Annotated in this window: 30 protein-coding genes; 7 read left to right on the forward strand and 23 right to left on the reverse strand. The window is 72.6% G+C overall.

Translation table 11 applies throughout. The annotated features are described in order from the left end of the window. Positions 1-124: 124 nt before the first annotated feature. The 8 genes from QI554_RS23315 to QI554_RS23350 form a co-directional block, all read right to left on the reverse strand. Positions 125-1138 (reverse strand): agmatine deiminase family protein, encoded by a 1014-nt coding sequence (locus QI554_RS23315; RefSeq protein WP_281472152.1) that lies wholly within the window; start codon positions 1136-1138, stop codon positions 125-127. 240 nt (positions 1139-1378) lie between these two features. Further along, positions 1379-1555: a hypothetical protein gene (locus QI554_RS23320; protein ID WP_281472153.1), complete on the reverse strand. Its 177-nt coding sequence runs from the start codon at positions 1553-1555 to the stop codon at positions 1379-1381. Positions 1556-1637: 82 nt separating this feature from the next. Then, entirely contained in the window at positions 1638-2975 is a 1338-nt protein-coding gene (locus QI554_RS23325; protein WP_281472154.1) for a serine/threonine-protein kinase, read from the reverse strand. Between the two features lie 182 nt (positions 2976-3157). Next, positions 3158-3694, reverse strand: coding sequence for a putative immunity protein (locus QI554_RS23330; RefSeq protein WP_281472155.1), 537 nt, complete (start codon positions 3692-3694; stop codon positions 3158-3160). Between the two features lie 111 nt (positions 3695-3805). Beyond that, positions 3806-4513: a class I SAM-dependent methyltransferase gene (locus QI554_RS23335; RefSeq protein ID WP_281472156.1), complete on the reverse strand. Its 708-nt coding sequence runs from the start codon at positions 4511-4513 to the stop codon at positions 3806-3808. A gap of 432 nt (positions 4514-4945) precedes the next feature. After that, a complete protein-coding gene (locus tag QI554_RS23340; RefSeq protein ID WP_281472157.1) occupies positions 4946-5515 on the reverse strand; it encodes an ATP-binding protein in 570 nt (189 codons plus the stop codon). Positions 5516-5752: 237 nt separating this feature from the next. After that, entirely contained in the window at positions 5753-6826 is a 1074-nt protein-coding gene (locus QI554_RS23345) for a zinc-binding dehydrogenase (protein ID WP_281472158.1), read from the reverse strand. 50 nt (positions 6827-6876) lie between these two features. Next, positions 6877-8070, reverse strand: a complete 1194-nt coding sequence (locus tag QI554_RS23350; RefSeq protein WP_281472159.1) for an LLM class flavin-dependent oxidoreductase — start codon at positions 8068-8070, stop codon at positions 6877-6879. Between the two features lie 265 nt (positions 8071-8335). Between QI554_RS23350 and QI554_RS23355 the strand changes: the two genes are divergently transcribed. Further along, on the forward strand, positions 8336-9298 hold the full coding sequence (locus tag QI554_RS23355; RefSeq protein ID WP_281472160.1) for a PaaX family transcriptional regulator: 963 nt from the start codon (positions 8336-8338) through the stop codon (positions 9296-9298). Positions 9299-9388: 90 nt separating this feature from the next. Here the strand turns inward: QI554_RS23355 and QI554_RS23360 are convergent, their stop codons facing one another. Beyond that, a complete protein-coding gene (locus QI554_RS23360) occupies positions 9389-9949 on the reverse strand; it encodes a hypothetical protein (protein WP_281472161.1) in 561 nt (186 codons plus the stop codon). 524 nt (positions 9950-10473) lie between these two features. Between QI554_RS23360 and QI554_RS23365 the strand changes: the two genes are divergently transcribed. Both QI554_RS23365 and QI554_RS23370 read left to right on the forward strand, forming a co-directional pair. After that, on the forward strand, positions 10474-10833 hold the full coding sequence (locus tag QI554_RS23365) for a hypothetical protein (protein ID WP_281472162.1): 360 nt from the start codon (positions 10474-10476) through the stop codon (positions 10831-10833). After that, entirely contained in the window at positions 10830-11441 is a 612-nt protein-coding gene (locus tag QI554_RS23370) for a DUF6892 domain-containing protein (protein WP_281472163.1), read from the forward strand. The genes QI554_RS23365 and QI554_RS23370 overlap by 4 nt, the downstream gene beginning before the upstream one ends. A gap of 48 nt (positions 11442-11489) precedes the next feature. On the opposite strand, the gene QI554_RS23375 is transcribed toward QI554_RS23370, so the two are convergent. From QI554_RS23375 to QI554_RS23385, 3 genes are all read right to left on the reverse strand, one after another. After that, positions 11490-11828: a VOC family protein gene (locus QI554_RS23375; RefSeq protein WP_281472164.1), complete on the reverse strand. Its 339-nt coding sequence runs from the start codon at positions 11826-11828 to the stop codon at positions 11490-11492. A gap of 26 nt (positions 11829-11854) precedes the next feature. Beyond that, entirely contained in the window at positions 11855-12124 is a 270-nt protein-coding gene (locus tag QI554_RS23380; protein ID WP_281472165.1) for a hypothetical protein, read from the reverse strand. 268 nt (positions 12125-12392) lie between these two features. Beyond that, a complete protein-coding gene (locus QI554_RS23385; protein WP_281472166.1) occupies positions 12393-13238 on the reverse strand; it encodes a hypothetical protein in 846 nt (281 codons plus the stop codon). A gap of 364 nt (positions 13239-13602) precedes the next feature. On the opposite strand from QI554_RS23385, the gene QI554_RS23390 reads away from it, so the two are divergent. Beyond that, positions 13603-14820, forward strand: a complete 1218-nt coding sequence (locus tag QI554_RS23390) for a YncE family protein (protein WP_281472257.1) — start codon at positions 13603-13605, stop codon at positions 14818-14820. Between the two features lie 9 nt (positions 14821-14829). Here QI554_RS23390 and QI554_RS23395 read toward each other — a convergent pair whose 3' ends face one another. From QI554_RS23395 to QI554_RS23405, 3 genes are read right to left on the reverse strand one after another with little or no spacing between them, the layout of a single operon-like run. After that, positions 14830-15264 carry a hypothetical protein gene (locus QI554_RS23395; protein WP_281472167.1) on the reverse strand — a complete coding sequence of 145 codons (435 nt, stop codon included), beginning with the start codon at positions 15262-15264 and terminating at the stop codon, positions 14830-14832. Beyond that, positions 15261-15446, reverse strand: a complete 186-nt coding sequence (locus QI554_RS23400; protein WP_281472168.1) for a DUF397 domain-containing protein — start codon at positions 15444-15446, stop codon at positions 15261-15263. Before QI554_RS23400 ends, QI554_RS23395 begins: the two co-directional genes overlap by 4 nt. After that, complete coding sequence (locus QI554_RS23405) at positions 15443-16255, reverse strand: helix-turn-helix domain-containing protein (RefSeq protein ID WP_281472169.1); 813 nt, start codon at positions 16253-16255, stop codon at positions 15443-15445. The genes QI554_RS23400 and QI554_RS23405 overlap by 4 nt, the downstream gene beginning before the upstream one ends. 142 nt (positions 16256-16397) lie before the next feature. On the opposite strand from QI554_RS23405, the gene QI554_RS23410 reads away from it, so the two are divergent. After that, the gene (locus tag QI554_RS23410; RefSeq protein ID WP_343230810.1) at positions 16398-16835 is read left to right on the forward strand and encodes an ATP-binding protein; all 438 of its coding nucleotides are present in this window, start codon (positions 16398-16400) and stop codon (positions 16833-16835) included. Here QI554_RS23410 and QI554_RS23415 read toward each other — a convergent pair. From QI554_RS23415 to QI554_RS23425, 3 genes are all read right to left on the reverse strand, one after another. Continuing rightward, positions 16795-18078 (reverse strand): serine hydrolase domain-containing protein, encoded by a 1284-nt coding sequence (locus QI554_RS23415; protein WP_281472171.1) that lies wholly within the window; start codon positions 18076-18078, stop codon positions 16795-16797. The two genes, QI554_RS23410 and QI554_RS23415, sit on opposite strands and share 41 nt — an antisense overlap. 269 nt (positions 18079-18347) lie before the next feature. Beyond that, entirely contained in the window at positions 18348-19277 is a 930-nt protein-coding gene (locus tag QI554_RS23420; RefSeq protein ID WP_281472172.1) for a LysR family transcriptional regulator, read from the reverse strand. 9 nt (positions 19278-19286) lie between these two features. Beyond that, the gene (locus QI554_RS23425) at positions 19287-20132 is read right to left on the reverse strand and encodes an aldo/keto reductase (protein WP_281472173.1); all 846 of its coding nucleotides are present in this window, start codon (positions 20130-20132) and stop codon (positions 19287-19289) included. 190 nt (positions 20133-20322) lie between these two features. Between QI554_RS23425 and QI554_RS23430 the strand changes: the two genes are divergently transcribed. Beyond that, the gene (locus tag QI554_RS23430; RefSeq protein WP_281472174.1) at positions 20323-20661 is read left to right on the forward strand and encodes a hypothetical protein; all 339 of its coding nucleotides are present in this window, start codon (positions 20323-20325) and stop codon (positions 20659-20661) included. 59 nt (positions 20662-20720) lie between these two features. On the opposite strand, the gene QI554_RS23435 is transcribed toward QI554_RS23430, so the two are convergent. The 5 genes from QI554_RS23435 to QI554_RS23455 form a co-directional block, all read right to left on the reverse strand. Continuing rightward, positions 20721-21278, reverse strand: a complete 558-nt coding sequence (locus tag QI554_RS23435; RefSeq protein ID WP_281472258.1) for an RICIN domain-containing protein — start codon at positions 21276-21278, stop codon at positions 20721-20723. 136 nt (positions 21279-21414) lie between these two features. Further along, on the reverse strand, positions 21415-22074 hold the full coding sequence (locus QI554_RS23440; RefSeq protein WP_281472175.1) for a PhzF family phenazine biosynthesis protein: 660 nt from the start codon (positions 22072-22074) through the stop codon (positions 21415-21417). A gap of 164 nt (positions 22075-22238) precedes the next feature. Further along, the gene (locus tag QI554_RS23445) at positions 22239-22622 is read right to left on the reverse strand and encodes a VOC family protein (RefSeq protein ID WP_281472176.1); all 384 of its coding nucleotides are present in this window, start codon (positions 22620-22622) and stop codon (positions 22239-22241) included. A gap of 57 nt (positions 22623-22679) precedes the next feature. Then, a complete protein-coding gene (locus QI554_RS23450) occupies positions 22680-23339 on the reverse strand; it encodes an NADPH-dependent F420 reductase (protein WP_281472259.1) in 660 nt (219 codons plus the stop codon). 116 nt (positions 23340-23455) lie between these two features. After that, positions 23456-24382 (reverse strand): MBL fold metallo-hydrolase, encoded by a 927-nt coding sequence (locus QI554_RS23455; protein WP_281472177.1) that lies wholly within the window; start codon positions 24380-24382, stop codon positions 23456-23458. Positions 24383-24490: 108 nt separating this feature from the next. On the opposite strand from QI554_RS23455, the gene QI554_RS23460 reads away from it, so the two are divergent. Beyond that, positions 24491-24856 (forward strand): winged helix-turn-helix transcriptional regulator, encoded by a 366-nt coding sequence (locus tag QI554_RS23460; RefSeq protein ID WP_281472178.1) that lies wholly within the window; start codon positions 24491-24493, stop codon positions 24854-24856. Positions 24857-24976: the final 120 nt, after the last annotated feature.

Consider the following 24976-nt stretch of genomic DNA (forward strand, 5'->3'; position numbering starts at 1 on the left):
GGGGGTCTCCGTAGAGGCGGGGCGGACGGGGTTGGGCGGGGTGTCCCGGCGGCCGCCGGTGCCGGACGGGGCGGCCTGAATCGGCCCGGGGCGGTTCGGCCCCGGGCTTGGCGGCGTGGCCCGGCTATCCGGCCGGCTGCTGCATCGTCGAGCAGTGGATGCCCCCGCCGCCGCCCATGAGCCGGTCGACGTCGAGCTGGACGACGGTGCGTCCGGGGAAGGCGAACTCGAGGGCGGCCCTGGCCGCGGCGTCGGCGCGCGGGTCGCCGAACTGGGCGGTGACGAGGCCGCCGTTGACCAGGTGGAAGTTCAGGTACGAGTCGACCAGGTCGCGGCTGCGTGAGCGGGTGTCCTCCGGCCCGTGGACGGTGAGCACCTGGAGGCGGCGGCCCTTGGCGTCGGTGGCCTGGGAGAGGATCGCGTGCTGCTCGCGGGCGTCGCGGGCCCAGGCGTCGGTGCGGCTCGGCGGCGGGAGCTGCACCATGACGACGCCCGGCCGGACGAAGCGCGAGGTCACGTCGATGTGGTCGTCGGTGATGTCGCGGCCCTTGATGCCGGGGACCCAGATCATCGCGTCGGCGCCGTACGCGTCGAGGACGGCGGCCTCGACCTCGGCCCTGGACATGCCGCGGTTGCGGTTCTTGTTGACCAGGCTGCTCTCGGTGGCCATGACGGTGCCGTCGCCGTCGGTCTCGACCGCGCCGCCTTCGCCCACGAAGTCGGCCCATTGGAAGGGAAGTTCGGCGTACTCGGCGACGTACTTGGCGACGTAGGCGTCGTTGCGGTGGGTCTGCTTCTTGCCCCAGCCGTTGAAGCTCAGGCCGACCGTGTCCATGCGTCCGGCGCCGTCGGTGCGGAAGACGGCGCAGGTGTCGCGCATCCACAGGTCGTCGGTGGGGATCTCGGAGGTGACCGTGACGCCGGGGCCGCACTGCGCGCGGGCGTCGTAGGCGGCGTCCTCGTCGATCGCGCACATGACCACGGGCTCGAACTGGGCGACGGTGCGGGCGATGAGCGCGATGTCCCGCTGTACGCCGGCGAGGTGCCGGCCCCAGATGGAGCGGCTGGCGGGCCAGGACATCCAGGTCCGGGCGTGCGGCACATCGTCGGCGGGGACCCGCAGGCGGCGGTCGGTCACGGGATACCTCCAACGGGTCGTGCCGCCGCGCGGGGGCACGGCGTGTGCAGAGGGGCGCTACGCGGCGGGGCGCCGGGCCCGTGGCCCCAGTCTCCGACGGGTCGGCCCGGCCTGCCGCGTTCACACCCTCGCACTTACTGAAAGTTCAGTCAATTTCGAGAGTGTCGCAGCACACATGACGGCCCGGCCGAAGCGGGCAGGCACGGGCATTACGAGTGCGGGGACGGGCGGGATCAGCCCTCAGGCGCCGGTGGAGCAGGCGAACTCGGCCTCGGTGAGCAGATCCCGTACGCGCGGGTCGGTCGTGGCGGCTTCGGCGGACTGCCGTGCGGCGTCGCGGCGGGAGCGGTCCGCCCACCCGAGCGCCTGCCGCGCGGAGAAGACCGTCGTGGCCGCCGCCTCCACGAAGGAGACCAACCGGGGGCCGGAAATCCTCGTGCTGAGGTCGCGCGTCAGGGTGCGTGCGGGCCGCCGCCGGGTCAGCTGTGGTTGCGCCCTGTCAGGTCACGGCTGCCGCGAAGCAGACGAAGCCGGCGACGGCGAGGACGAACGCGATGAAGACCCGGCCCCCGGTCGCGGACGCGTCGGGGTGGTACGCCTCGAAGATCGAGTCGAGTCCGGTCCACACCCCGAGCACTCCGGAGATCGCGGACAAGATCCACATCACGGGGTCCATGCCGTGCGGCGGATCGCCGTGGTTGGCGAACCAGCCGAACAGGACGTAGGCGCCGACGGCCGTCAGTACACGGCCGAAGCCGCGCAGCGCCTTGTGGTCTCCGGGCTGGGCGCCCGGGACGTCGTCCGGGACCGGGTCCGCCTCGTCTTCGGTGTTCTCCGGGTCGGCGGGGCCTCCCTCGGCGCGTGGCTGCGCCTGCGGGGCCGACGGGTCAGGCGGGCTCGCATCGGCGCGGACCGGCGGCCACGCGTCCATGGTTGCCACGGAGTGCTCCCCGGCCCCCGTGGCGGGTTCGGCCGCGGGGGCCCGGAGCACGTCCGCGGCGGCGCGAAGGATCGCGGTGGTGACGGCGGGAGGCAGCCATCCGGTGTCGGGGCCCACCTGCGTGGGCGGGACGGGCACCACCGCGCGGGCGGTCGAGGCGGAGGGCCGCTCGGCGGGGTCCTTCGCGAGCGCGGCCTCGAGCAGGGGGAGGAACGTGTGCGGGACCCCGTCCAGGTCGGGCGGCTGGGTGGTCAGGTTCCGCAGCAGCACCGGAACCGAGTCCCCGGGGAACGGAGCGCGGCCGGTCGCCGCGTACGCCAGCACCGCCCCGGCGGAGAACACGTCGCTCGCGGGCGGGACGTCGGAGTGTTCGAACTGCTCCGGCGCCATGAAGCCCAGGGTTCCGACGGTGTGGCCGGTTTGGGTGAGGCCGGTCGCGTCGGCGAGGCGGGCGATGCCGAAGTCGATGACCTTCGGGCCGTCGACGGCGAGCATGATGTTGGACGGTTTGATGTCCCGGTGCACCAGGCCGGCGGCGTGGATCGCCGCCAGCGCCGAGAACAGCCCGCGGGCCAGCGCGCACAGCGACTCCTCCGGCAGCGGCCCGAACCGGGCCACGGCGTCGCCCAGGGGGATGCCGGGGACGAACTCCGTCGCCAGCCAGGGCACGTCGGCATGCGGGTCGGCGGCCACCACCGCGGCGGTGAACGCCCCGTCCACCGCCTGGGCGGACCGCACCTCGCGGACGAACCGGTCCTGGAACTCGTTTCGGCCGCGAACCATCAGATGCGGGTGCACGACTTTCACGGCCACGGCGGCCCCGTCGGGCGCCCGCCCGAGGAACACCCGGCCCATCCCGCCGGATCCCAGCACGCCCACCAGCCGGAACCGGTCCACTCGCGGTGGATCCCCGACAGCCAACGGCTCCATCGCATGCCCCCGTGTCCGCATCAACTACCGGCCGGGTGACGGCCGGTGCCTGTGATCGACCAGCGAATCGCACAGCGCGCGAGCGCGCAACGGCGTGGTGTGTGCGGGTCCTACCGCCGCCGGCCAGCAGCAGGTGGCCGGCGGCGAGTTCACCCGCGCAGGGCGGCGTCCAGGTCGCGGATCAGGGCGCCGGCGGGGCCGCCGCCGGGCGGGGCCGGGGGCAGGCGCTTGAGGACGCCTCTGACGGCGGAGGGCGCGTGGTCGCGGGCGAGGGCGAGGCTGTGGGAGGCGATGTCGGGGTCGTGGTCGGGGGAGGCCAGTTCCTCGGCGCGGGCGGCGTGGGCGGCTGCGCCGAGGATGTGCTTGACCTGATGGGGGCTGGCGAGGGGGTGGAGGAAGGCCGCGCCGGCGGCGTGGCTGGCGGCGCGGGCGGCGTCGGCCGCGGCCGGGGTGGTGGCCTCCTGCGCGGCCTTGAACGCCGCCCAGCCGTGCTGCCGCAGGGCGTTGGTGCGGCGGCCGCCGGCGGCGAACGCGTCTGCGGCGTCGACCGCGTCGCGCGGGCGGGTGTCACCTGGGTGGGTCTCCTCGTACAGCGCCAGGGTCCTGCGCGCGCAGTCGGCCGCGTAGCCGGTGACGGCGCGGAGTTCGTCGTCGCTGAGTTCGATGGGGGGAGGGGTGGTGGGCACGGTGTCATCGTGCCGTAGGCGGCCGAGCGGCGGGTGGAACCGGGCGGCCAGGCGCGTGCGATGTCCCAAGTGCGCGGAGGCGGCTCGGATTTCCCTCGGTCGCGACGTCGGTCAGCGGCGGTGGGCTACGTAGACGGAGATCGATCCGGTGACCGTGGCGACGACCTCGGCCTCGCGGACGGCGTCGAAGCCGGTCTCGATCATCAGTGACGGGAGGACGCCGTCGGCGTTCGGCTGGGTGTCGGCGACGCCGTCGGTGAGTTGGACGAGGCGGAACGCCTGGCGCATGGTGAACGTCCGCTGGAGGCCGTAGTCGGCCAGCACGAGCCTGCCGCCGGGGCGCAGGACGGCGTACATCGACGCGAGGATCGCACGCTTCATCGGCATCGGGCACTGGTGCAGGACGAGACTGCACACGGCGGTGTCGGCGCTGCCGTCCGGGACGACGCCGTCGAGGGCCTCGGTCAGGGCGTCGCCCATCCCGTGCAGCCAGGTGACGGGGGTGGCCGGGGTGCCGTCGAACGTGCTTGCGAGGCCGCCGCCTTCGTCGGAGCGCGCCTTCTTGCGGGCGATGGCGAGGACGTTCTCGTCGGGGTCGACGCCGATGACGCGGGCGTGCGGCTGGAGGCGGTGCAGGAGCAGGGCGAGGGACCCGGTGCCGCAGCCGACGTCGACGACGGTCTCGCCGGGGCGGGGGGCCGCGTGCATGGCGACGAGGCTGCGCCACAGGCGTTCGCGGGTGAGGGCGATGACGGGGTCGTACAGGTTGGTGGGGGCGAGGCGGCCGAGGGCGGGGGTGAAGGCTCGTTCGGTGGTCATGTGCCGAGTCTGGGAGCGGTATGCGGGCCCGGTCTTGAACGAATCGCTCGCCGGGGGTGGGCGGTTGGGCACCGGGATGGGTGGTGGCGGTCGGCGGTGGGACCATGTTCGTTCAGAATAACGGGCCCTTGCTCCCCACCTTCTTCACTCAACACCCAAAAACGCACCGACAACAGGAGGGGGAAACCGCCGAGATGGCGGACTTCCCGCTGCCGGCGAGAGGAGGAGGCAGGCGATGCGAGGTGCAGTCATACGCGGGAGGGGAGTTCGACGGGCGCGGCCGGCCGCGGCGGGCGGCGTGGTGGTCGGCGGGTGCGTGCTCGCTGTGGCCGGCGCCGCCGGTCGTACGCGTCGGGGTCGCGGCACACCCGGCGTGACCCGGGCCGGCCGCCCCCGCGCGGCTGCCCGAACACCCCGTGGTCGAACTGCCGGTCACGGCAGGGGGATCGTCACCCATACCGTCTTCCCCCCGAGGTCGTGGTCGGGTTCGATGCCGGCGGTGCCGCCGCATTCGTCGACGAGGTACTTGACGATGTGGAGGCCGCGGCCGCTGTCGTCGTCGACGGTTTCGAGGAGGGCCTTGGGGCGGAACGGGTGCCGGTCGTGGACGCCGATGCCGAGGGCGCCGGATGCGGTGAGGTGCAGGAACACGTCGATCTGCGGGGAGAGCACTCCGGCGTGCTTGACCGCGTTGGTGACGAGCTCGGAGACGATGAGGCGGACGGTGTCGGCGCGTTCGTGGTCGGGTGGAAGGCCCCAGGAGGCGGCGAGGTCGAGGACGGCGTGCCTGGCGTGGGGGACGGCGGCGTCGTTGGGCGGGATCGGCAGCCGGTACGCGGGTCCGACGCGGGGCGGGTCGGGCTGGGCGGGTGGGGGCGGGAGAGTCGGCAGTGCGGGGCAGATCTGCATGTCGGCGTGGAGGTCGGTGGCGGGCATCGTCGTGGTGCCCAGGGGGTCTCCGGGGGCCGCGGGGTGGGTGGTGCCCTGCGGTGCGTAGGACATGTGCGACATGTGGTGCGGCGTGTGACTCATGGTGCCCCCGGGGGCGTTTGCGGCTGTTCGGAGCAGCGTACCCACCCGTTCGCGACCGTGGGTGCCGAATGCGTCACTCGGTGTGGGTCTCCGGGGGTTTCGGGGTCTTGGGCCGGGCGCGCGGTGGTGTGGGGTGGTGCGTGACGTGCTCCGGCGCGCACCCGGCCCTGGGTGCGCGCCGGAGTGGGGGGCGTGCGGGGAGGCGCGTCAGCCCCGCGTGAGGTCGGGTGTGTGGACGCCGTCGCCGTCGAGGTGGGGCCTGACCAGGACTTTCACGTGGTCGTCGGGGTGGCCGAGGGTGTCGATGGCGGCGGCGACGCCGCCGAAGCCGACTTCGCCGGTGATGAGGGCGGCGGCGTCGACGGTGCCGTCGGCGATGCGTTGGAGGGTGGCGGGGTACTGCTCGGGCGGGTAGGTCAGGCACATCTTGACGGTGAGGTCCTTGTAGATGCCGACGACCGGCCGGAAGGAGTCCATGGTCATGCAGACGCCGATGAGCATGACGGTGGCGCCGCGCGGGACCTTGTAGAGGACGTCGTTGAACATGCCGGCCTTGCCGGAGCATTCGAACACGGTGAGGGGCTGCCCGGGTTCGGAGGCCTCGCGCCAGGCGGCGAACGGGTCCTGCTCAGCGGGGTCGACGACGATGTGGGCGCCGAACTGGCGGGCGAGTTCGCGGCGCCGCGGCGAGGGCTCGGAGACGATGACGGGTGCGACGCCGCGTTCGACGAGGCCGCCGATGGCGCCGAGGCCGATGGGTCCTGAGCCGATGACGACGGCGCCGCCGCCCTTCTCCGCGCCCGAGCGGGCGACGTTGCCGAAGCCGACGGCGAGCGGTTCGGTGAGTGCGGCGACGGGCGCGGGGACGTGGTCGGGGACCTTCACGAGGGCTGCGGCCTGCATGACCATGCGCTCGCCGAAGCCGCCGGGGAACTGGTTGGAGTAGCCGATGGTGCGCAGCGTCCCGCCGCCGTCGAGGGCCCAGGGGAGGCCGACGACGACCTGTCCCTCCTCGAAGCCGTCGACGCCGGGGCCGGTGCGGACGACGCGGGCGGAGAGTTCGTGGCCCATGACGAGGTCGGCGTCGGGGTCGAAGATGAACGACGGGGTGTCGGAGTCGATGGAGGCCTGCAGGAATTCGGCGGTGTGCTTGTAGGCGGACAGGTCGGATCCGCAGATGCCGCAGGCGGCGGTCTCGACGAGGACCTGGCCGGGCCCGGGCTGGGGTTCGGGGATGTCGTCGACGGTGAAGGTGCCGCCGCGAAGGACCGCTGCGCGCATGGGTGCTCCCTGGTGGTCGGGGTGGGGTGGGGGGTAGGGGTGGCGGGGCGTCAGGACGCGGCGGTGTCGCTCTCGGCCTGGGCGTGCTGGGTGAAGGCGGCTTCGACGGCTTGGCGGAGTGCGCCGATGAACTGTCCGCTGTTGGCGTTGGCCCAGGCCATGGAGGCGTGGCGGGGCTTGTTGGCGCCGGTGAAGTGCGGGACGACGTATTCGGCGAAGAGTTCGTAGCTGCGGCGCTTGGCGGCGGGTTCGGCGATGGGGAGGTCGAGGAGCAGGAGGGTGCCGAAGCCGCCGGACTTCTCGGCCATGGCTTCGATGCGGGCGATGGCGTCGGCGGGGGTGCCGATCATGGCGACGCCGAAGGTGGGGAAGCCGTCGGTGGTCCATTGGTCGACGGCGGCGCGGGCGCTGGTGCCGAAGGGCATGGTCATGCCGGAGAGGCCCTCGATGTAGCGGACGAGGTGGAGGATGCCGTACTCGGCTTGGCGGCGGGCTTCTTCCTGGGTGTCGGCGAGGTGCATGGGGACGACGAGGCGCCAGGTGTCGCGGTCGGCTGTGTGGCCGTGGTCGGCGCTGGTCTTGGCGTAGATGTCCCAGTTGCCGGCGAGGGCTTCGAAGCCGGAGGGGTCGGAGGCGGCGAGGGAGAGGAGGGAGAGTCCGTGGGTGCCGGCTTGGACGGATCCGGAGGGGGAGACGGTGGAGGCGCAGGTGATTTCGATGCCGTCGCGCTGGTAGGGGGCGAGGTGGAGGCGGGCGTCGGTGAGGGTGAACCAGTCGGTGTGCTTGGTGACGGTTTCGCCGCGGAGGAGGGCGACGACGGCTTCGAGGGCTTCGGCCATCATGCCGCGCTGGCGGAGGGGGTCGATGCCCATCATGAAGGCGTCTGAGGCGAGTTGCCCGGGTCCGGCGCCGAACATGACGCGGCCTTGGGACTGGTGGTCGAGCTGGACGATGCGGTCGGCGAGGACGAGGGGGTGGTGGTACGGGAGGGAGTTGACGCCGGTGCCGAGGCGGATGCGGCGGGTTTTTTCTGCGGCGGCGGCGATGAAGACCTCGGGGGAGGCGATGGTCTCGTAGCCGGCGCTGTGGTGTTCGCCGATCCAGGCCTCGTCGAAGCCGAGGGTGTCGAGGTGGGCGACGAGGTCGAGGTCGCGGCGGATCTGGAGGGTGGGGTTGCCGTCGATGCCGTGGTAGGGGGCGAGGAAGGCGCCGAAGCGGGTGGGGCCGGGGGCGGTGGTGGGCACGTGCGGGCCTCTCTCGTTGGACACAAGATTTTGGGGTGACGAGGTACGTCCTATTGGGTACGTCCTATCGCGGGCGGGGTGAAGGGTCAAGGGCCGCGGGGGCACGCGACGGTGGCTGACAACCCGCGCGCGATCCGAGATCATCTACGGGCCCGCGGCACCGCCCCGCCGGGACGCCGCCCGGCGTGCCCGTCCGGGAACCCCGCGCACGCACCCCGTCCCGCCCCGTCCCGCATGCACGTCAGGAAGCCCGCCAGGAGTGGACATGACCACCGCCCCGAGCACCCCCAGCGCCGCGAGCGGCCCGCGCACGCGGCGGCGCAGCGACGGCAGTCCGAGTGCCCGCACGCTGCTGCTGACGGTGCTGGGCGAGTACGTCGGCTACGCGGGCACTGACCGGGTGTGGTCGGCCGCGGTGGTCGAGGCGCTGCGGGCGTGCGGGGTGGAGGAGACCGCGGCGCGGCGGGCGATCACGCGGCTGACGCACGAGGGCTGGCTGACGACGGAGCCGGCGGGCCGGTTCACGCGGTTGGTGATGACGCCGCGGCTGGTGCGGCTGCTGGCGAGCTGGACGGCGCGATTGCGGCGGGCGATGGAGGAGACGCCGTGGGAGGGGACGTGGCAGCAACTGCTGCTGCGGGTGCCGGCGGCGGCGCGTACCGAGCGGGCGGCGGTGGAGGAGCAGCTGGCGTTCCAGGGGTTCGGGGCGCTGGGGCAGGGCGTGTGGATCGCGGCGGACGCGGGCGGGGTTCCGGCGTTGCGGGAGCTGCTGGCGGAGCTGGGGCTGGCGGGCGGGGCGACGTGGCTGACGTGCCGTACGGCGGGGGAGTCGGTGGACGGGTCGGGCGGCTTTGTGGAGGCCTCCGCGGAGGACTCCGGAGCGGGTTCGGGGGAGGCTTCCGGCGGTTCGCGGGCCGATCTGGCGTTGGCGGCGCAGGCGTGGGACCTGGACGCGGTGCGGCCGCTGCACACGGACTTCCTGGAGCGGTTCGCGGGTGTGCGGGCGGACGGCGACGAGGAGGCGTTCGTGCTGCGGACCCGGCTGGTGCACGCGTGGCGGCTGACGTTCGACCGGGATCCGCGACTGCCGGGCGTGCTGCTGCCGGCGGACTGGCCGGGCCGGGCGGCGGCCGAGGTGTTCGTGCGTACGTGGCTGGACTGCCGGGACGGCGCGGACCGCTGGTGGGCGCGCCTGGACGAGGACCCGCGGGGCGCGCAGCGGGGGTGACCCGCGGGAGTGACCGCAGAGGCGGCTCGCGGGGTCGGGCCGCGGAGGAGGGCGGCGCGTGGGTGCGTCGGCGGGGCCGGGCCTGTGTGGTCAGGCCGTGATCGGCGGTCGGTGGGCGTTGTCGACGATGTGCACGTGCGGGGCGAAGGCGGCGATGGTGCGGACGAGTTCGCGCAGGTCGTCGAGGTCGCCGTCCCAGCCGGTGGAGAGGCGGGAGACGTTGTATCCGGCCTGTTTCTCGGCGGCGCGGTTGTACCAGGTGTCGCCGAAGCCGGGTCCGGCCGCGGCGCGGTACGCGGGGGTCGCGAGGATGCCGACGCAGCGCACGCCGGAGTCCTGCCGCCAGAGCACAAGTGCTGTGACGTGCTGCCAGGGGACGGTGCGGTCGCGGGTGACGAAGCGGTGGATCGTCAGGCCGGCGGCGTCGGCGCGCAGTGCGACGCGGCGCGTGACGCGGATGGCGATGCCGAGGACACCGCAGATGCCGACGAAGACCCACATGCCTACGGAGACCGGGGTGGGGACGGGGGCCGAGACGGCGGCCGCGGCGGCGATGGCGGCGATGCCGAGGGTGGTGAGCAGGGACCAGATGGACCGGCCGTAGCGCAGCTCGTACGGTGTCGCGGCGGGCTGCGGCGTCAGGTGTCTCATGCCGGCGATTTTGGCGAGCGGCGCGGGGGTGGGGCTGGGGGAGTTCCCTCCGTCCGGGGCGGGCCGCGCTTTCCGGATGGGCGGGAACTCTCGTACGGGGCGGGGTGGTGGGTCGTGCCCGGTGTGGCCGGTGTGGCGGGCGGGGTCGTGGGCCGAGTCTCTGTGGCGGCGCTTGGACGCGGTGGACTTCCTGAACCAGGTCCTGGTGCTCGCTGCGACGCTGCTGTTGTGCGCGGTCCCGTTCATGATCATCGTCTCGGCGCCGGCCGGGTGGTGATCATCCTGGGGGCCGCCGTCGGCCTGATGTGGAAGGACCGGGGCATGTCGTTCCGGGCCGCGCTCCGGAAGACGCGGCGGACGCGACGAGGGCGTGACGAGGGGGCCGACCGGCCCGGGCGGGGAGGCCGAACAGCCCGGCCGGCCGGGACGGGTGCCTCTGGTGTCGGGCGCCCTACGGAGGAAGGATTGATGCCAAGCGTGATGTTTCCGCTGAAATAGCCCACCCGGCCAAGGGGGCGAGGACGATGAGGGCAGAGATCACGCGGGGAGGCTGGCTCGCCGGAGGAACGGCCTTCCTGGCGACCGCCGCAGTTGCGCACGCCGTCGCGGACGCGGCGCACATCGCGGGCGGGGTCGTGCACACGCGGCCGACCCGCAGGCGTGTGCCCGCGCAGGCCGTACCGGCCTTGCCGCTGGAGAGCGGCCGGGGCGGGTGGCTGCTGGTGACCGCCGGGCTGTTGGCCGCGGGCGCCGTGATGCACGCCGTCGACTACGCCAAGGAGATGGTCAGGGAGCTCACGGAAGCCCCCGTGCCGGTGGGCCCGCCCGGGGTGCGCGCCGCGCGCCGGCTGACGTCGGAGGGCGGGGCTACGGTTGCCCGGTGACGAATGCCGAACGGGTCGAACTGCCCGACCGCAATCTTCAGTTGGCCCTCCTCGACGAGGTCTGGAGGGAGCGCGTCGACGACTACTACTGGCTGTCGTCGCTGCGCGAGGAGTACACCGCCCACCAGGTGTCGGCCGGGGGCCCGGCGTGGGACGACCTCGAGGAGCGCCTGGGCATCGACGACCTGCCGGAGCTGGAGGCGTTCGTGCTTACGCTCCCGCTGACCGCGGACGACCTGGCCCGGGTGGACGACCTGTGCCTGGACGGCGACCGGGAGGTCTACACGCTCTCCCCGGACTGGTGGGAGTTCGGCCGGCACTTCGCCATCACGAGCCTGGACGGGATCGGGCGGTGCACGGGACTCGTCGAGCTCGACCTCAACGTGCTGGTCGACCCGTGCAGCCTCGCGCCGCTCGCCGAACTGGGCGCGCTGCGGAACCTGCGGGTGGACGCGGTCACCGCGTACGCGGACCTGGACGTCCTCGCCGCACTGCCCTCGCTGGCCGAGCTCTCGGTCGTCAACATGGCCACGGCCGAGGGCAGCGAGGACTGGCGCCGCGTCATGGGCGCGCTGCGGGCCCGCGGGATCTCCGTGCGCGGCTGGTGACCGCACCCCCTGCGGGCGGACGCGGCTCGGGCGGGGAGTGGGGCAGGGTCAGCCGGTCGGCTGCCACACGGCCAGCTCGCTGCCGCCCGGCTCGCGGAAGTGGAAGCGGCGGCCGCCGGGGAAGTCGAACGCCGGGACGGTGACGACGCCGCCCGCCGCTTCGACGGCTGCCTGGGCGGCCGCGAGGTCGTCGGTGCGGACGACGACGAGCGGGGCCGGGGGCTGCTCGTCGGGGTCCTCCTGGACGCCGAGGCCGATCCCCGCGCCGGAGATGTCGGTGTAGGAGGGACCGTAGGGGGTGGGCGTCCAGCCGAACGCGTCCTGGAAGAACCGGCCCGAGGCGGCGGCCGAGTCGGTCGGGAACTCGACGAAGTCGACGACGTACATGGTGGGAGCCTAGACGCCGCGAGCGGTCACCTGGGGCGTTCGGTGGGGTCGTCGTCGACGGCCTGCCAGGTCAGGAAGCGGGGCGCGGGGTCCTCGGGTTCGTCGTCGGGGTCGTCGTCCTCCTGGTCCCGGTCGTCCTCATCGGCGGGGAACCAGCGCTCCCGGAGCCGGTCGACGACCGGCATGCCCTTCCACATGAACAACAGCCCGAGGACGAGGACGACGCCGCCGGCGGCGAAGCCGACCAGGGCGACGCGCACGCACCACCAGAAGAACGGCACCACGGGCAGTTCCATACCTACGTCCCCCGGTCACGACGGGCACGGCGCCGGCCGCCGCCCCCTGCCTGGAGACGGTAGGCACGGCAGGTCACGCCACGGCGCCGGCGGGGTGACAATCGCACGCCCGTGCGCGGCGCGGCCCCGCGTCCTGCGGTCGTCGGACGGCCCGCGGGCGGACGGGGCGCACGCCTGCGGGTGCGGGCCGGTGCGGGCGGGGTGGGTTGCGCGGGAGCCGGGGGGCGGCGCGTCGTGTGCGTACGATGCGCCGCCCCCTTGGCCTCGGTCAGCCCTTCTGGGCGGCGACGAGCTTGTCGAGCTGGAGCTTGATCACCTCGGGCTTGACGAACTCCGGGCCGAACTGGCCGCTCTGTGGCTCGACGTCGATGTATATGAGCGTGTCACCCGAGCGCACGAGCTGGAACCGCGCCGACCGGACCTGGCCGTTGGTCGGGTCGTGCATCTCCTTGGGGGCGCCCCATGTCAGGTTGATGTACTGGGAGCCGTCCGTGCCGATCTTGACGGCGTCGAACTGGTTGTTGACCTGCCACTCCGTGGTCTGGCCGCGGACGTCGGTGGATTTCATCTCGAGGCAGCTGTCCTTGGCCATGAGGGCCGCGACGTCGGTCATGAGCTTCGCCGCGTAGCCGTCCTTGTAGGTGGCCAGCCGCCAGATGACGTCGCTGCCCTTGTCGGTGGTGGTCTGCATGATCTGGAACGCCTCGGCCACCGCCGGGTTCTGGGCGCTGCCGGTGAACGCGTCGAGGATCGGCTGGCAGGCCGGGTCGGACGACTTGACCGGCTGCTCGATCGTGGTCTTCTCGCCCGGCTTGATCGTCCAGCCGCCTGCCGCGGGGAGTTCCTTCTGGGTGATGAGCGCGGCCTTGAGCTGGTCGTACGTGGCGAGCTTCTTGCCACCCGCCGCGGCGTTGCCTCCGGGAGCGCCGGACGGCGAGGCCGGGGCCGGTGAGCCGGCGGCCGGCACTGCGGCGGGGGCGGACGTCGCGGCGGAGTTCTTCGCCGTGTCGTCTTTCTTGTCGTCGGAGCCGAACTTGCAGCCGCTGGCGAACAGCACGAGGGGGACGATCGCGGCCGCGGCCACACTTGTGCGCTTAGAACGCATGGAACGCATGGGGAGTCCTTCACTTGCTCAATGGGGGACGGCGGCAGCCGACCTGCGACACGAAATCGGTCGCGAACAGCCAGCTGCCGCTCAAGATCGGGATGCTAGCCGCGCGATGTGGATCACCACCGTGCCATTTCCCGGCCGGGGCGGCGATGCCGGAATTGTCGAGGGAACTCCGTCTGATGCGCCCCGACGTGCAACCGGTAGACGAGGTGGCCCGACGGGGGTCATCCGATCGGTTGACCCCGGTGTCGACCGGTCGGGGATCCAGACGCAGCCTCGCGGGCGAGCCGTGCCACACGCGGGCCGGGTGACGCTGGGGAGACGGCAGTGGACCCGGTCGAGGGAGCGCAAGGACATGGCAGCAGACATGACGCGGGGATCCGGGCGCGGTCGCGGTCTTCTTGGACGCCGGGGCGCCTGGGGCGTGCTGGCCGCAGCGGCGGTGCTGGCGGCGGGGTGCTCGGCAGCGGACCAGGGTTCGGGCAGCGGTCCGGGTACGGCTGCGCGGCCCGGTGCGGCGGCGAGCGCGGGATCGGGCGCGGCGGCGGGTGCCGCGGCGTCCCCGGGCACATCCGCCCCCGCCACCGTTGCCGTCCCCGGCGGGGAGACGCTGCTGGTCGCGGACTTCGGCTCCGACACGGTGACGTTCGTCGACCCCGCGCGCGGTGCGACCGGGAGCGTCGGGGTCGGGACGGCGCCGTACGGGATCGCGCTGGGTGCGGACGGGCGCGCGTGGGTGACGACGGCCGAGGGCGTGGCCGTGGTCGACACGGGCACGCGGACGACGGTGGCGCGGATCCCGTACGCGACGAAGACCGGGCCGGTGCGCACCGGCGAGTACCGGGGCGGCGGCATGGGGATCGCGCTGTCGCCGGACGGGGCGCGGGCATACGTGGGGGTGAACGTGCCGGGCGGGGACGGGGTGTTGGAGGTCGTCGACACCGCGTCGCTGCGGGTGGTGGGGACGGCGGAGGTGGGGCGGCGGCCGTTCGACGTCGAGGTGGCGCGGGACGGGTCGGAGGCGTACAGCGTCGACCACGACTCGTACACGGTGACGGCGGTGCGCGCGGGGGACCTCGCGGCGCGTCGGATGACCGTGGCGCCGTACGGGACGGCCGGCGGTCTCGGGGGCTGGCTGAAGCCGCACTACGCGGCGGTGCGGGCCGACGGCAGGCTGGCGTTGCCGTTCGAGGGTGAGCGCCTGGCGGTCCTGGACCCGCGCACAGGTGCGGTCGCGGTGGAGCGGATGGGCGCGGGGACGCACCAGCACGGCGTGGCGGAGACGCCCGACGGGCGGCTGCTCGTGGTGGGGACGGGGAGCGACGGGACGGTCGACGGGCCGCCGTCGCTGACGATCCGTGAGAAGGACGGCCGGGAGCGGGTGGTGAGGTTGCAGGGCGCCCACGAGGACGTCGCGGTGAGCCGGGACGGGAAGACGGCGTACGTGACCGGAGGCTTTACGCGCGACGGGTACTGGAACGGGATCACGGTCGTCGACGTCGACTCGGGCACGGCGCAGCGCGTGGCTGCGGGCGCCCGGCCGCTCGGCGTGGTCGTGCTCCCCGCGCCGGGGACCGACCGCTGACCCGAGGCGTCAGGACGGGGAACCGGCAGCGCGCCGGGCCTCGATCTCGTCCCGGACGGGCTGGTACGCGGCGTCCGCGGCGCGCATCCGGGCCGCGCAGTGCTCCCAGGCCTCGACGGAGCGGGTCCGGCGGCCGGGGACGAGGTCGTAGCGGCGCAGCCGCACGGTGCGGTTGTCGGCCATGAAACCGGGCTTCGTGCGGATGCCGTGCGCGTAGCGGACTTCGGACTGGGCGTCGCGCAGTTCGGCGTCGAAGGCCTCGTAGGCGTTGGCCCAACGCGTGGCCTGCGCGGCGGACTCGGCGGAGACCGGGCTGCCGAACGCGGTGACCGTGGTGGGTTCGTAGAGGACGAACGTGAGCCCGGCGGGGATCTCGACCCAGGACATGGTGGCCCAGGGCTTCGGCGCGAGTTCGAAGGTCCGGGAGCGGAAGAAGAGCGTCACGGGGCTATCGGCCGCTGCGCGTCGAGGAGAGCGGACCAGGCGCCGGCGGTGAGGGCGAGTTGCGGGCTGTCGGCGAGCTTTGAGTCGCGGACGTGGATCGTTTCGGGCGAGAGGGCGACTTCGAGGCAGGCACCGCCCTGGTCATCGCTGAAGGAGGACTTGAACCAGGTCAGTGCAGTCATAGTTCCTCCGCCAAATCCCCGATGAACCGCGACGATTCCTCAACGCTAAGCGCATGCATGCGGATCATGCCATGGCGTTGGGTCAGGGCACTCAGTTTCTCGGCATCGGAGTAGAGGACACTCGTTTCCGGAGCTTCCACGTAAGCGAAATACTCGTGCGTCGGCGACTCCAGGAGCACCAGTGGCCCGATAAGCGCCAAAGCGGCCCGACCGTCTGCCGGGAGCACCTGGATTGAGACGTTGCGCTGAAGGCCTACCTCCAGCAGGTGGTGAAGCTGCGCGCGCATGACCTCCGTGCCCCCCACCCCGGTTCGCAGCGCGGCCTCGTACAGGATGAAGCTGAAGAGCCGCATGGGCTTCTCATTCAGCTTGGCCTGTCGCTGGAGCCGTGCCGCCACGCGGCCCTCGATGGTCTCGTCGTCGAGGGGCGGGCACGAGTCGCTGATCAGTGCCCGCGCGTAGTCGGCCGTTTGCAGGAGCCCGGGGATCAACAGCGGCTCGAACCAGTTGACGCAGATGGCGCTGGCCTCGGCGTCCATGAACTCGTGAGTGCGCACCGGGTACTTCTCCGGCAGCAGGTACTCCTCCGCAGCGACCAGCATGCCGTCGGCCCGGCACAGCACATCTGCAACCCGCAGCACCCCAACCGTCGGACGCCGACGCCCGGACTCCATCGCGCGGATCGTCTCGCAGCCGTATCCCGCCTCGTTGCCCAGCTGTTCGCGTGTGACGCCCGCCCGGGTCCGCCACAGCTTGATCTGGTTGCCGCAGTAGCGCCATGCCATCGGCGGCTGGCCGTTGCCGTCCATGTCTCCCCCTCCGGAACACCCGCGGAACGTCACATGCCGTACCCGCTCTGTGACTCCTCAGGCTAGGCGCGGCGCGCCACCGTAGATCCCCGGAACGGCTGAATCTGTTCGGTATCAAGGGCCTTTTGGGTGGTGCTCGGTGGTGGAGTGGCGGTTTCCGTGCGAGGCGCGCAGCGCGTCCGTGGCTCGGGTGCGTGTGCGGGAGCAGGCGGCGGCGTGGGGGATCCCGCCGACCGTCCGGGAGACGGCGGTGCTGCTCGTCAGCGAGCTGGTCACCAACGCGTATCTGCACGCCTGGACGTTCGCCGGCGCGATCACCGTGCGCTGTGAACTCGGCGGCTGCCGACTCCGGTTGGAGGTCGCGGACGGCGGGGACGGCCTCCCGGAGGTGCGCAGCGCGGGGGAGGCGGACGTCTCCGGGCGGGGGCTGAACCTCGTCGTGCTGCTGGCGGACGCGTGGGGTGTGCTGGTCCGTCCGGGTGTGCCGGGCAAGACAGTGTGGCTGGAGTGCGCGCTGGGTGGTCAGCCGCCGGATCACCTCAGCCACCTGACCCGCCACCTGACCCGCCGCCGGGCGTAGCCCCGGTGACGGCCTGTGTCTCCCGCTCGCCCATGTCCTGCAGCGGCACGCCGTCGATGTTGCCGAGGATGACGCCGACCCAGCCGGTGTACGGATAGATGGTCCAGTTGGCGGCGACACCGGGATTGCCTCCGGCCCGCTGGTACTTCCACTGGCCGTTGACGATGGAGACCGTCATCCCGTACGCGCCGAACGACGCCGGTCCGTGGGGGATCTTGGCCCCAGTGAGCACGTCGGCCCAGGGCCGGTCCAGGAGCGTGCCGTCACCCAGCCCGCGTGCGAACCGGACCAGGTCCGGGGCCGTGGCGAAGCCGCCGTCCCCGGGGGCGTCGATGAAGGCGCGGCCCGGATTTTTGCCGAGTACGTTCGGGGACGGGCTGCTCTTGTCCAGATTGCGGACGGCGTCCACCTGGCTGCCTTCGGCCAGCGTCATGTACGGGTGCGCGATGTGCGTGTCGGTGAGCCACTGCGGCCTGGTGAAGAAAGCCGAGCCGGTCATGCCGCAGCGCTTGAAGATGTGTTCCTCGACGTAGTCCCAGTACGTCGTGCCGGCCACGGCCTCCACGATCAGCGCGGACATGGTGACCTCCGCCTCCGCGTGACCGGTGTCGGGGGTGCCCGGGACGCCCACCAGTTTCGCCTGCCGGGCCCGCTGCTCGTAGTACTTGTGCACCTCGTCCCGGCTCTGGAAGACCCGTTGCACGTCCTCAGCCGGGCTGTCCATCCCGGAGGCGCCGGCAAGCAGGTGGTGGATGGTCACCTGCTCGGCGATGTCCTTGGCGAAGCCCTTCAGGTGGGTGCCCACCGTGTCCGACAGCTTCAGCTTGCCCTGCTGCGCCAACTGCAGGACGGCCACCGCGCCGAACGGCTTGCCCGCCGAACTGAGGCTGAAGGCGACGCCCTCGTGATTGCGGACCCCGTTCTCCTTGTCGGCCATGCCGTAGCTGCGGGACAGCACCGTCCGGCCCTGGTGCGACAACAGGACCACGCCGGAGAACTTGCCCTCGGCGGCCAGCTTCGCCACGTACCGGTCGTAGGCTCCGTCGGGCCGGGCGTCCGGTGGGATGCCGGGGTCGGTCGGGGCCGGAGGCTGCTGTCCCGCAGCTACGGCATGGCCGGGTCGGGCGCCCCCCAGCGGCGCGGCGGCCGCCACCGCGCCGCCCGCCGCCACGCCGGCGGCCGTCAACCCGCCCCACCTGAGCAGCCGCCGCCGGTCGATAGCACGCACGGAATCCGAGCCCATGATCACGATCCCTTCCCGATCGACAAACCGACCGTTGCAGGTCTGCCGCGGTCCATGCCTCCACTGAAGACGGAAGACTGTTGCGGCGGCGTATGCGATTTTCGATACGCCCGCGATACGTCGTGTGCGGATAGCCCGACGGGTCCAGGCGCGGCGGTGGGGCATGCTGACGGCCGGCTGTCGCGGGGCTGGCGCCGGGCTCCGGCTGGGTTTGTGCGTTCGGTGGCCTGTCGATCGAGTACTCGGGTGGACGCGTATCCGGGCCGGAGTCAGTTCGATGGCTCCCAGCGGTGCCGGGTGCGGGCTTGGGCCGCTGCGTCGTGCAGTGCTGTCAGGGCGGCTTGGATCGTGGGGCGTTGTTCGTCGTCGTGTCGGTAGGCGGCGTAGATGTGGCGGATCGGGGCCGGTCGGACGGGGACGACGGCCACGTCGTCGGGGACGTGGTCGCGTCCTAGGCGTGGGGTGAGTGCGATGCCGAGGCCGGCTCGGACGAGGGCGAGCTGGGTCGGGTATTCGGCGGCGGTGTGGGCTATGCGGGGCTTGTGGTGGTGGGCTCGCAGGGTGTCCAGGAGCCAGTCGTGGCACAGGGTTCCGGGGGTCCAGGCGATCCAGGGCTCGTCGGCGACGTCGGTGATCCGGAGGCTTGCGTGGTGGGCGAGCGGGTGGTGGGCGGGCAGGGCGAGGTCGGCTGTGTCGTGGAGCAGGTCTCGGGTCTGGATGTCCGCGGGGAGCGGCAGAGGTCGGCTTCCCCAGTCCTGGACGACGGCGACGTCGACGACGGATCGGGTGAGGAGCGGTAGGGACTGTTCGGGTTCCTGTTCGTGGATGTGAAGCTGCAGTTCGGGGTGGGCGCGGGCAAGGGACCGGAGGGCGGGGGGCAGCAGGCCGCGGATGGCGGTGGGGAAGGCCGCGATGGACAGTTCGCCGGTGACGAGGCCTTGATGGTTTTCCAGCTCGGCGTGGGTGCGGTGGACCAGCGAGAGGATCTCGGCGGCGCGCAGGACGAGCAGTTGTCCCGCGGGTGTGAGTTGGACGGTTCGGCCGTGCGGCTGCAGGAGGGGCTGCCCGATGTCCTTTTCCAGTTTGGTGAGGCGCTGGGACACCGCTGACGGGGTGAGGTGCAGTGTCTCGGCCGCGCGGCTGAGCGATCCCTCGCGTGCCACGGCTTGCAGGGCCCGCAGCTGGTCCAGGTCAAGCATGATCGGGGGTCACGCGGACGTCTGGAGAAGGTCCATGTGCGCGGGGGTCAGCTCGATGTCGGCGGCGGCCAGGTTCTCTTCGAGGTGGGTGACGCTTGAGGTGCCGGGGATGGGCAGCAGGGCGGGTGAGTGATGGAGCAGCCAGGCCAGCGAGACCTGGGCGGGGCTGGCCCGCAGGTCGCGGGAGACGGCGGCCAGGGGCCCGGCGGCGTGGGCGTGTGAGCCCTCGGCGATGGGCTCCCAGGGGATGAAGGCGAGGCCTTCCCGCGTGCAGTACTCCAGCACTTCCTCGTGGTGCCGGGTGGTGAGGTTGTAGCGGTTCTGGACGCTGACGACCTCTGCCACCGTCCGGGCCTCCCGGATCTGGGCCACGGTGACCTCGGACAGCCCGATGTGCCGGACCTTTCCCTGCTCCTGCAGGTGCTTGAGGGCCCCGACCTGGTCTGCCAGGGGCACCTGCGGATCGACGCGGTGCAGCTGGAAGAGGTCGATGCGCTCGACTTTCATGCGGCGCAGGCTCAGTTCGGCCTGCTGGCGCAGGTACTCGGGGCGTCCCAGCGGCTTCCACTCGCGCCGGCTCGGCCGGCTCTGCCCGGCCTTGGTGGCTATGACCACTCCCGCCGGGTAGGGGTGCAGGGCCTCGGCGATGATCTCCTCGCTGATGCCGGGGCCGTAGGCGTCGGCCGTGTCGATGAAGGTCACGCCCTGTTCCACGGCCTTGCGTACAACGGCTACGGCCGCGGCGCGGTCCGCCGGCTCTCCCCAGGCGTCGGGGCCGGTCAGCCGCATGGCGCCGTACCCCAGCCGTCCGACGGGAAGGTCCCCGCCGAGAAGAAGGTCCTTGTGTCCGTTCATGGTTTCTGCCTTCCTGAGGCCGCCGACAGTGGGCGGTTCGTGTCGCGGGCTTCGCTCGTCTGAAGCGTGCCTGGCCTCGATAGGACAGAACAAGCGAAAGATTTTCGACCGGATTGGTGAATCTCTCTTAAAGATCGCGGATGGGGCGGGAGCGGGAGCGGCCGGGCCGTCCGGGGTTTTGCGTCAGCCGGTGGGCCTCACGCCCCACGGGTCCGAGCCGCACTGCGTCCACACCGGCACGGACGGGCAGATCTACCACGCGCGGTTCGACGGCACGCAGTGGAGTCAACCGCGCAGCCTGAACAGCAGCTGGCGCACCGGTGTCGCGCCCGGACTGTTCGGGGACTGGGACGAGATGTGGATGAGCAGCGTCGGCATGGACGGCTACGCGCACCTGGCCCGTTCCACGAGTCCGGACTCCTGGCTGTTCAACCACACGATGCCCAAGGCCGACAGCCCGCTCGACGTCCTCGCCGCCCTGTCCCTCGCGATCCTGGACGACCGCATGTGCGCCATGTACTACGCGTAGCGGCGCCGGACGCGTGTCGGCCCCGGTCCAGGAAGGGCCGGGGCCGAACACGCGTGGGGTCAGAGGTTGTTGGGCTCCCAGACGGGCAGCCAGACGTCGTTCGGGGCGCCGCCGCTGGTGCAGTCGTACTGGATGAGGGCGTTGCCGACGCCTACGCCGCCGGCGACGTTGAGGCACTTGCCGCTGGACTTGGCGACGACCTGGTAGCCGGTGCCGACGGGGACGAACTTCCACAGCTCGTTGTCGGCGCTGCCGCAGGTGTACTGGATGACCTGGGCGCCGTTGGCGTTGCCGCCTCCGGCGACGTTGATGCACTTGCCGCTGCTGACGGACTTGAAGCGGTAGTAGCCGCCGAGCGCGGAGTCGGCCTCCCAGCGTTCGTTGGCCGCGCCGGACCACGGGTACTGGATGAGCGGCACGCCGTCCGCGGTGCCGGCGCCGCGGATGTTCGCGACCTGCTTGGCGTCGCTCGCGAGCCGGAGCGTGAACTGCTGGGCGACGATGGACCGCAGCCCGGCCCCGCCGGAGTCGGCGGCGACGGCCGGGCCGGCCGTACCCGACAGCACCCCGGTCGACATCGCGACGACCGCCGCGCCCAGGGCCCACTGCTTGCGCATCTTCACGTTTCCGCCTCCACGGGATCAGTAGCCGCTCGTGTGCGACTGATCGCAGAGAGTAACCATTTCGTGACCAGAAATCCAGCTGGTTGGTTGTGTGGTGGCGGCGGGGCCCCGAAGGTCTGAACGCCCGCGGCTAGAGTGCGCCGTCCGCCGCGATGCGGACGCGGCCGCCGATGTCGATCGTGCCGTCGGGGCCGGGGGCGGCGAGGATCCGGGAGCCTCTGCCCTGGGTGATCTCGACGGCGCGGCCCAGGTGGTCGGCGAGGAGCAGCGCGGCGGCGCCGGTGGCCTCGTCCTCGTCGACGCCGTCGCCGCGGCCCGGGAAGCCTCGGGCGCGGATACGCCCGGCGGGCTCGTCCTGCCAGGCCCAGGCGTACACCCACTCGCCCGGTTCGGGGACGGCGAGCGCGTCGACCTCGGCCGGGCTGTCGTACCGGCGCAGCGTGCGCGGCGGGGCCCATGCGGCGCGTGCCGTGATCCAGGTGACGCCGTCGGCGTGGCGGACGGGGATGTTCCCGACGGGGAGTTCGAGCGTGTCGAGGCCGAGGAGCCAGCCGACGCCGACGAGGGGGTGGCCGGCGAACGGGAGGCGCGTGCCGGGGGTGTAGATGTCGACGGCGCCGCGGTCGGCGTCGTCGACGAACACCGTCTCGCTGAGCCCGAGTTCGCGGGCGAGCGCCTGCCGGGCCTCCTTGCCGGGGACGGTGCTGCCGTCGCGTACGACGCCGAGCAGGTTGCCGTGGTGGCCGTCGGGGTCGCAGAAGACGCTGAGGAGGAGGACGTCAGGGCTCACGCGGGCATTCAAGCAGGTCACCGCGCCGAACCCGGTCCCCGGGCGCGCATCGTGCGCGCCCGGGGACCGGGGGTGTCGCCGTGGTCCGCGGCTCTGGGGGAGGGGCGGGTTGTGCCCCGGGTGGCGCCCGGCCCGTAAAGCCCGCTCGGGGCCGGGGCCGGGGTTCAGGTGTCGTGCTTCTCGTGGAGGCAGAGGATGTTGCCCTCGCTGTCCTTGAACCAGGCCGCGCGCATGCCGTCCTCGGCCTCGGCGACGCCGTTGACGGTCTTCAGGCCGGGCATCTCGTAGTCCTCGAAGGCGACGCCGTGGCTGCGCAGGCCGGCCATCTCGGCGTCGAGGTCGTCGACCTCCCAGGTGGCCAGGGTGTGGGCGGCCTGGCCCGCGGTGGGCGTGACGTACATCGAGAACCGCTGGCCGCCCGAGTCGAAGCCGACCTCCTCGGGGTGCTCGTCGTGGACTTTGACGCCCAGGGCGTCCTCGTAGAAGTGCTTGGCGCGGTCGAGGTCGGCGACGGGGATGACGGGTTGAAGCGGTGTGGCGGACAACATTTTCACCACCTCCGCTGTCCAGCCTATGACCGCTTCACCCTTTTGGTCCCGGTGTGGTCACTGCTCGGCGAGGGCGACGCCGAGGTTGAAGTCGACCGGGCCCAGCACGCCGTAGAGGCTCAGCCACAGCGGCATCAGCTGCTCGACGCCGCGCGCGGTCGTCAGGTCGCCGAGGTCGGTGATCTGGGCGGGCGCCCAGCCGAACGACTCCAGCAGCGCCGCGACGTCGGCCTTCGCGGACGCGTCGTCGCCGCTGAGGAACACCGTGTGGTGGCCCTTGATGCGGCCCGGGTCGACCATGACCGCGTTGTTCATCGTGTTGAGGGTCTTGACGACGCGGGCCTCGGGGAAGCCGCGCTGCAGCTCCTCGGCGAGGCTCGCGCCGTCCGGCTGGACGACGCGCGGCGGGAACCCGGTGGAGAAGTCCAGCGGGTTCGACACGTCGACGACGGTCTTGCCGCGCAGGTTCTCGGCGCCCGCCGCGGTCAGGGCGGCGAACGAGACCAGACCCGGCGTCGCGTTCACCACCAGGTCGGCGCCGGCGGCCGCGTCGGCGAACGTGCCGTGCGCGGCGTCGGGGCCGTGGTCTGCGGCCCAGGTGGTGGCGGCCTCGTTGTCGGCGGTGCGGGAGCCGAGGGTGACGTGGTGGCCGACGGCGACGAGCTTGGTGGCGAGGCGGCGGCCGACCTCTCCGGTGCCCAGGACGGCGATGTTCATGAGGGTGCTCTTTCCGGTGTGTGCGTTGTGCGGGACGTGCGTGCGGTGCGTGCTCTGCGGGGGGTGTGCGTCGTGCGGGCGGGCGTCCGCGGGTGCGGTGGTGGCGGGGTGCGCGGTCACGGTGTGTCCGGCCCGCCGACGGGGGCCGCGGGGGCGGTGGCCCCGGCGGTCCCCACGGTCTCCTCGGTTTCGGCGGTTGCGGCGGTTGCGGCGAGCTCGGCCGCGACCGCGTCCGCTCCCAGGCCGATCATCCAGGTCAGCGGGGCGTCGGGCAGGTAGGCGCGGACGGCGCGGTCGAGTCGTTCCTTGCCCGCGTCGTCGAGCGCCGGGGCTCCGGCGGCGATGCCGCGGACGGCCTCGCGGTAGAAGAGCAGGTACTGGCGCTGTGCCGCGAACAGTTCGACGCCGCCCGGCGCGCCGTGCCCCGGGTACAGGACGGCGGCGTCGGCGAGCTCGCGGGTGAGCGTGTCGAGGGCCTCGAGCCAGCGGGTGCTGTGGCCGTCGGCGGTGTAGGAGTGCACGTGGTGGAACGCCAGGTCGCCGATGAACGCGACCGGCCGGCCGTCGCCCGCCTGGGCGAGGAGGTAGCTGTCGGCGTGGCTCTCGGCCGGGCCGACCTCGCGGGCGGTGAAGGTGACGCCGCCGAGGACGACGGTGTCGCCGTCGGCGAGTTCGACGGTCGGGTACGCGGTCTCGGCGGGCCACTCGTCGCCGTACACCGGGCCCCACTGGGCGCGCTTGGCGTCGGCGATGTCCCGGATCGTCTTCGCGACGGCGGTCGTCGCGTACACGGGCGCGCCGTGTGCGGCGACGAGGGCGTGGGCGCCGTTGAAGTGGTCGGGGTGGGCGTGGGTGACGAAGACGCCGAGGAGCGGCTTGCCGACGGCGGCGACGCGGGCGGCGAGTTCGGCGATGTCGGTGTTGAGGAGGCTGGTGTCGATGACGACGACGCCGTCGGCGGTCTCGACGAGGTAGGCGTTGACGAACAGGCCGGCCTCGCCGGCGGTGTGGGTGTGGACGGTCAGGCGGGCGTTCGCGGACATGCGGGGTTCCCCCGGGTTTCTCGGTGAGGAGTGATGCGGTGACCGTAAGGCGTGTACCGTCCTCAGCGGGAGTACGCACTATTCAGTGCCTGTGACAAAGGGGGACATATGGAGCCGAACGTCTTCGACCCGGAGTGCGGTTCGCGGGCCGTGCTCGACCTGGTCGCCGACAAGTGGAGCGCGCTCGTCCTCTACGCGCTGCGCGGCCGCGCCCTGCGGCACGCCGAGCTCAAGCGCGCCATCGGCGGCATCAGCCAGAAGATGCTCACCCAGACGCTGCGCAGCCTGGAGGCCGACGGCATCGTGCGCCGCGTGTCGTTCCCCGTGGTGCCGCCGCACGTCGAGTACTCGCTCACCCCGCTGGGCGCGTCGCTGTCCCCGCTGCTGACCGAGGTGTGCCGGTGGGCGGAGGAGCACCTGGGGGAGATCCAGGAGTCGCGGGACCGGGCGGGGGCGGGCGCGGCGGCGGGCTGACCGGGGTGCCCGGTCGGCCCGCCCGTCGACCTGCCGTTGGCGTCGTGCGCTGGGTCGCGGCTGGGTCGCGGCTGGGTCGCGGCCGTACGCGCGGGTGACGACGTGTGGTCCGCGCCGCCC

The sequence above is a fragment of the Yinghuangia seranimata genome (assembly GCF_029953285.1).
GTDB classification, from domain to species: domain Bacteria; phylum Actinomycetota; class Actinomycetes; order Streptomycetales; family Streptomycetaceae; genus Yinghuangia; species Yinghuangia seranimata.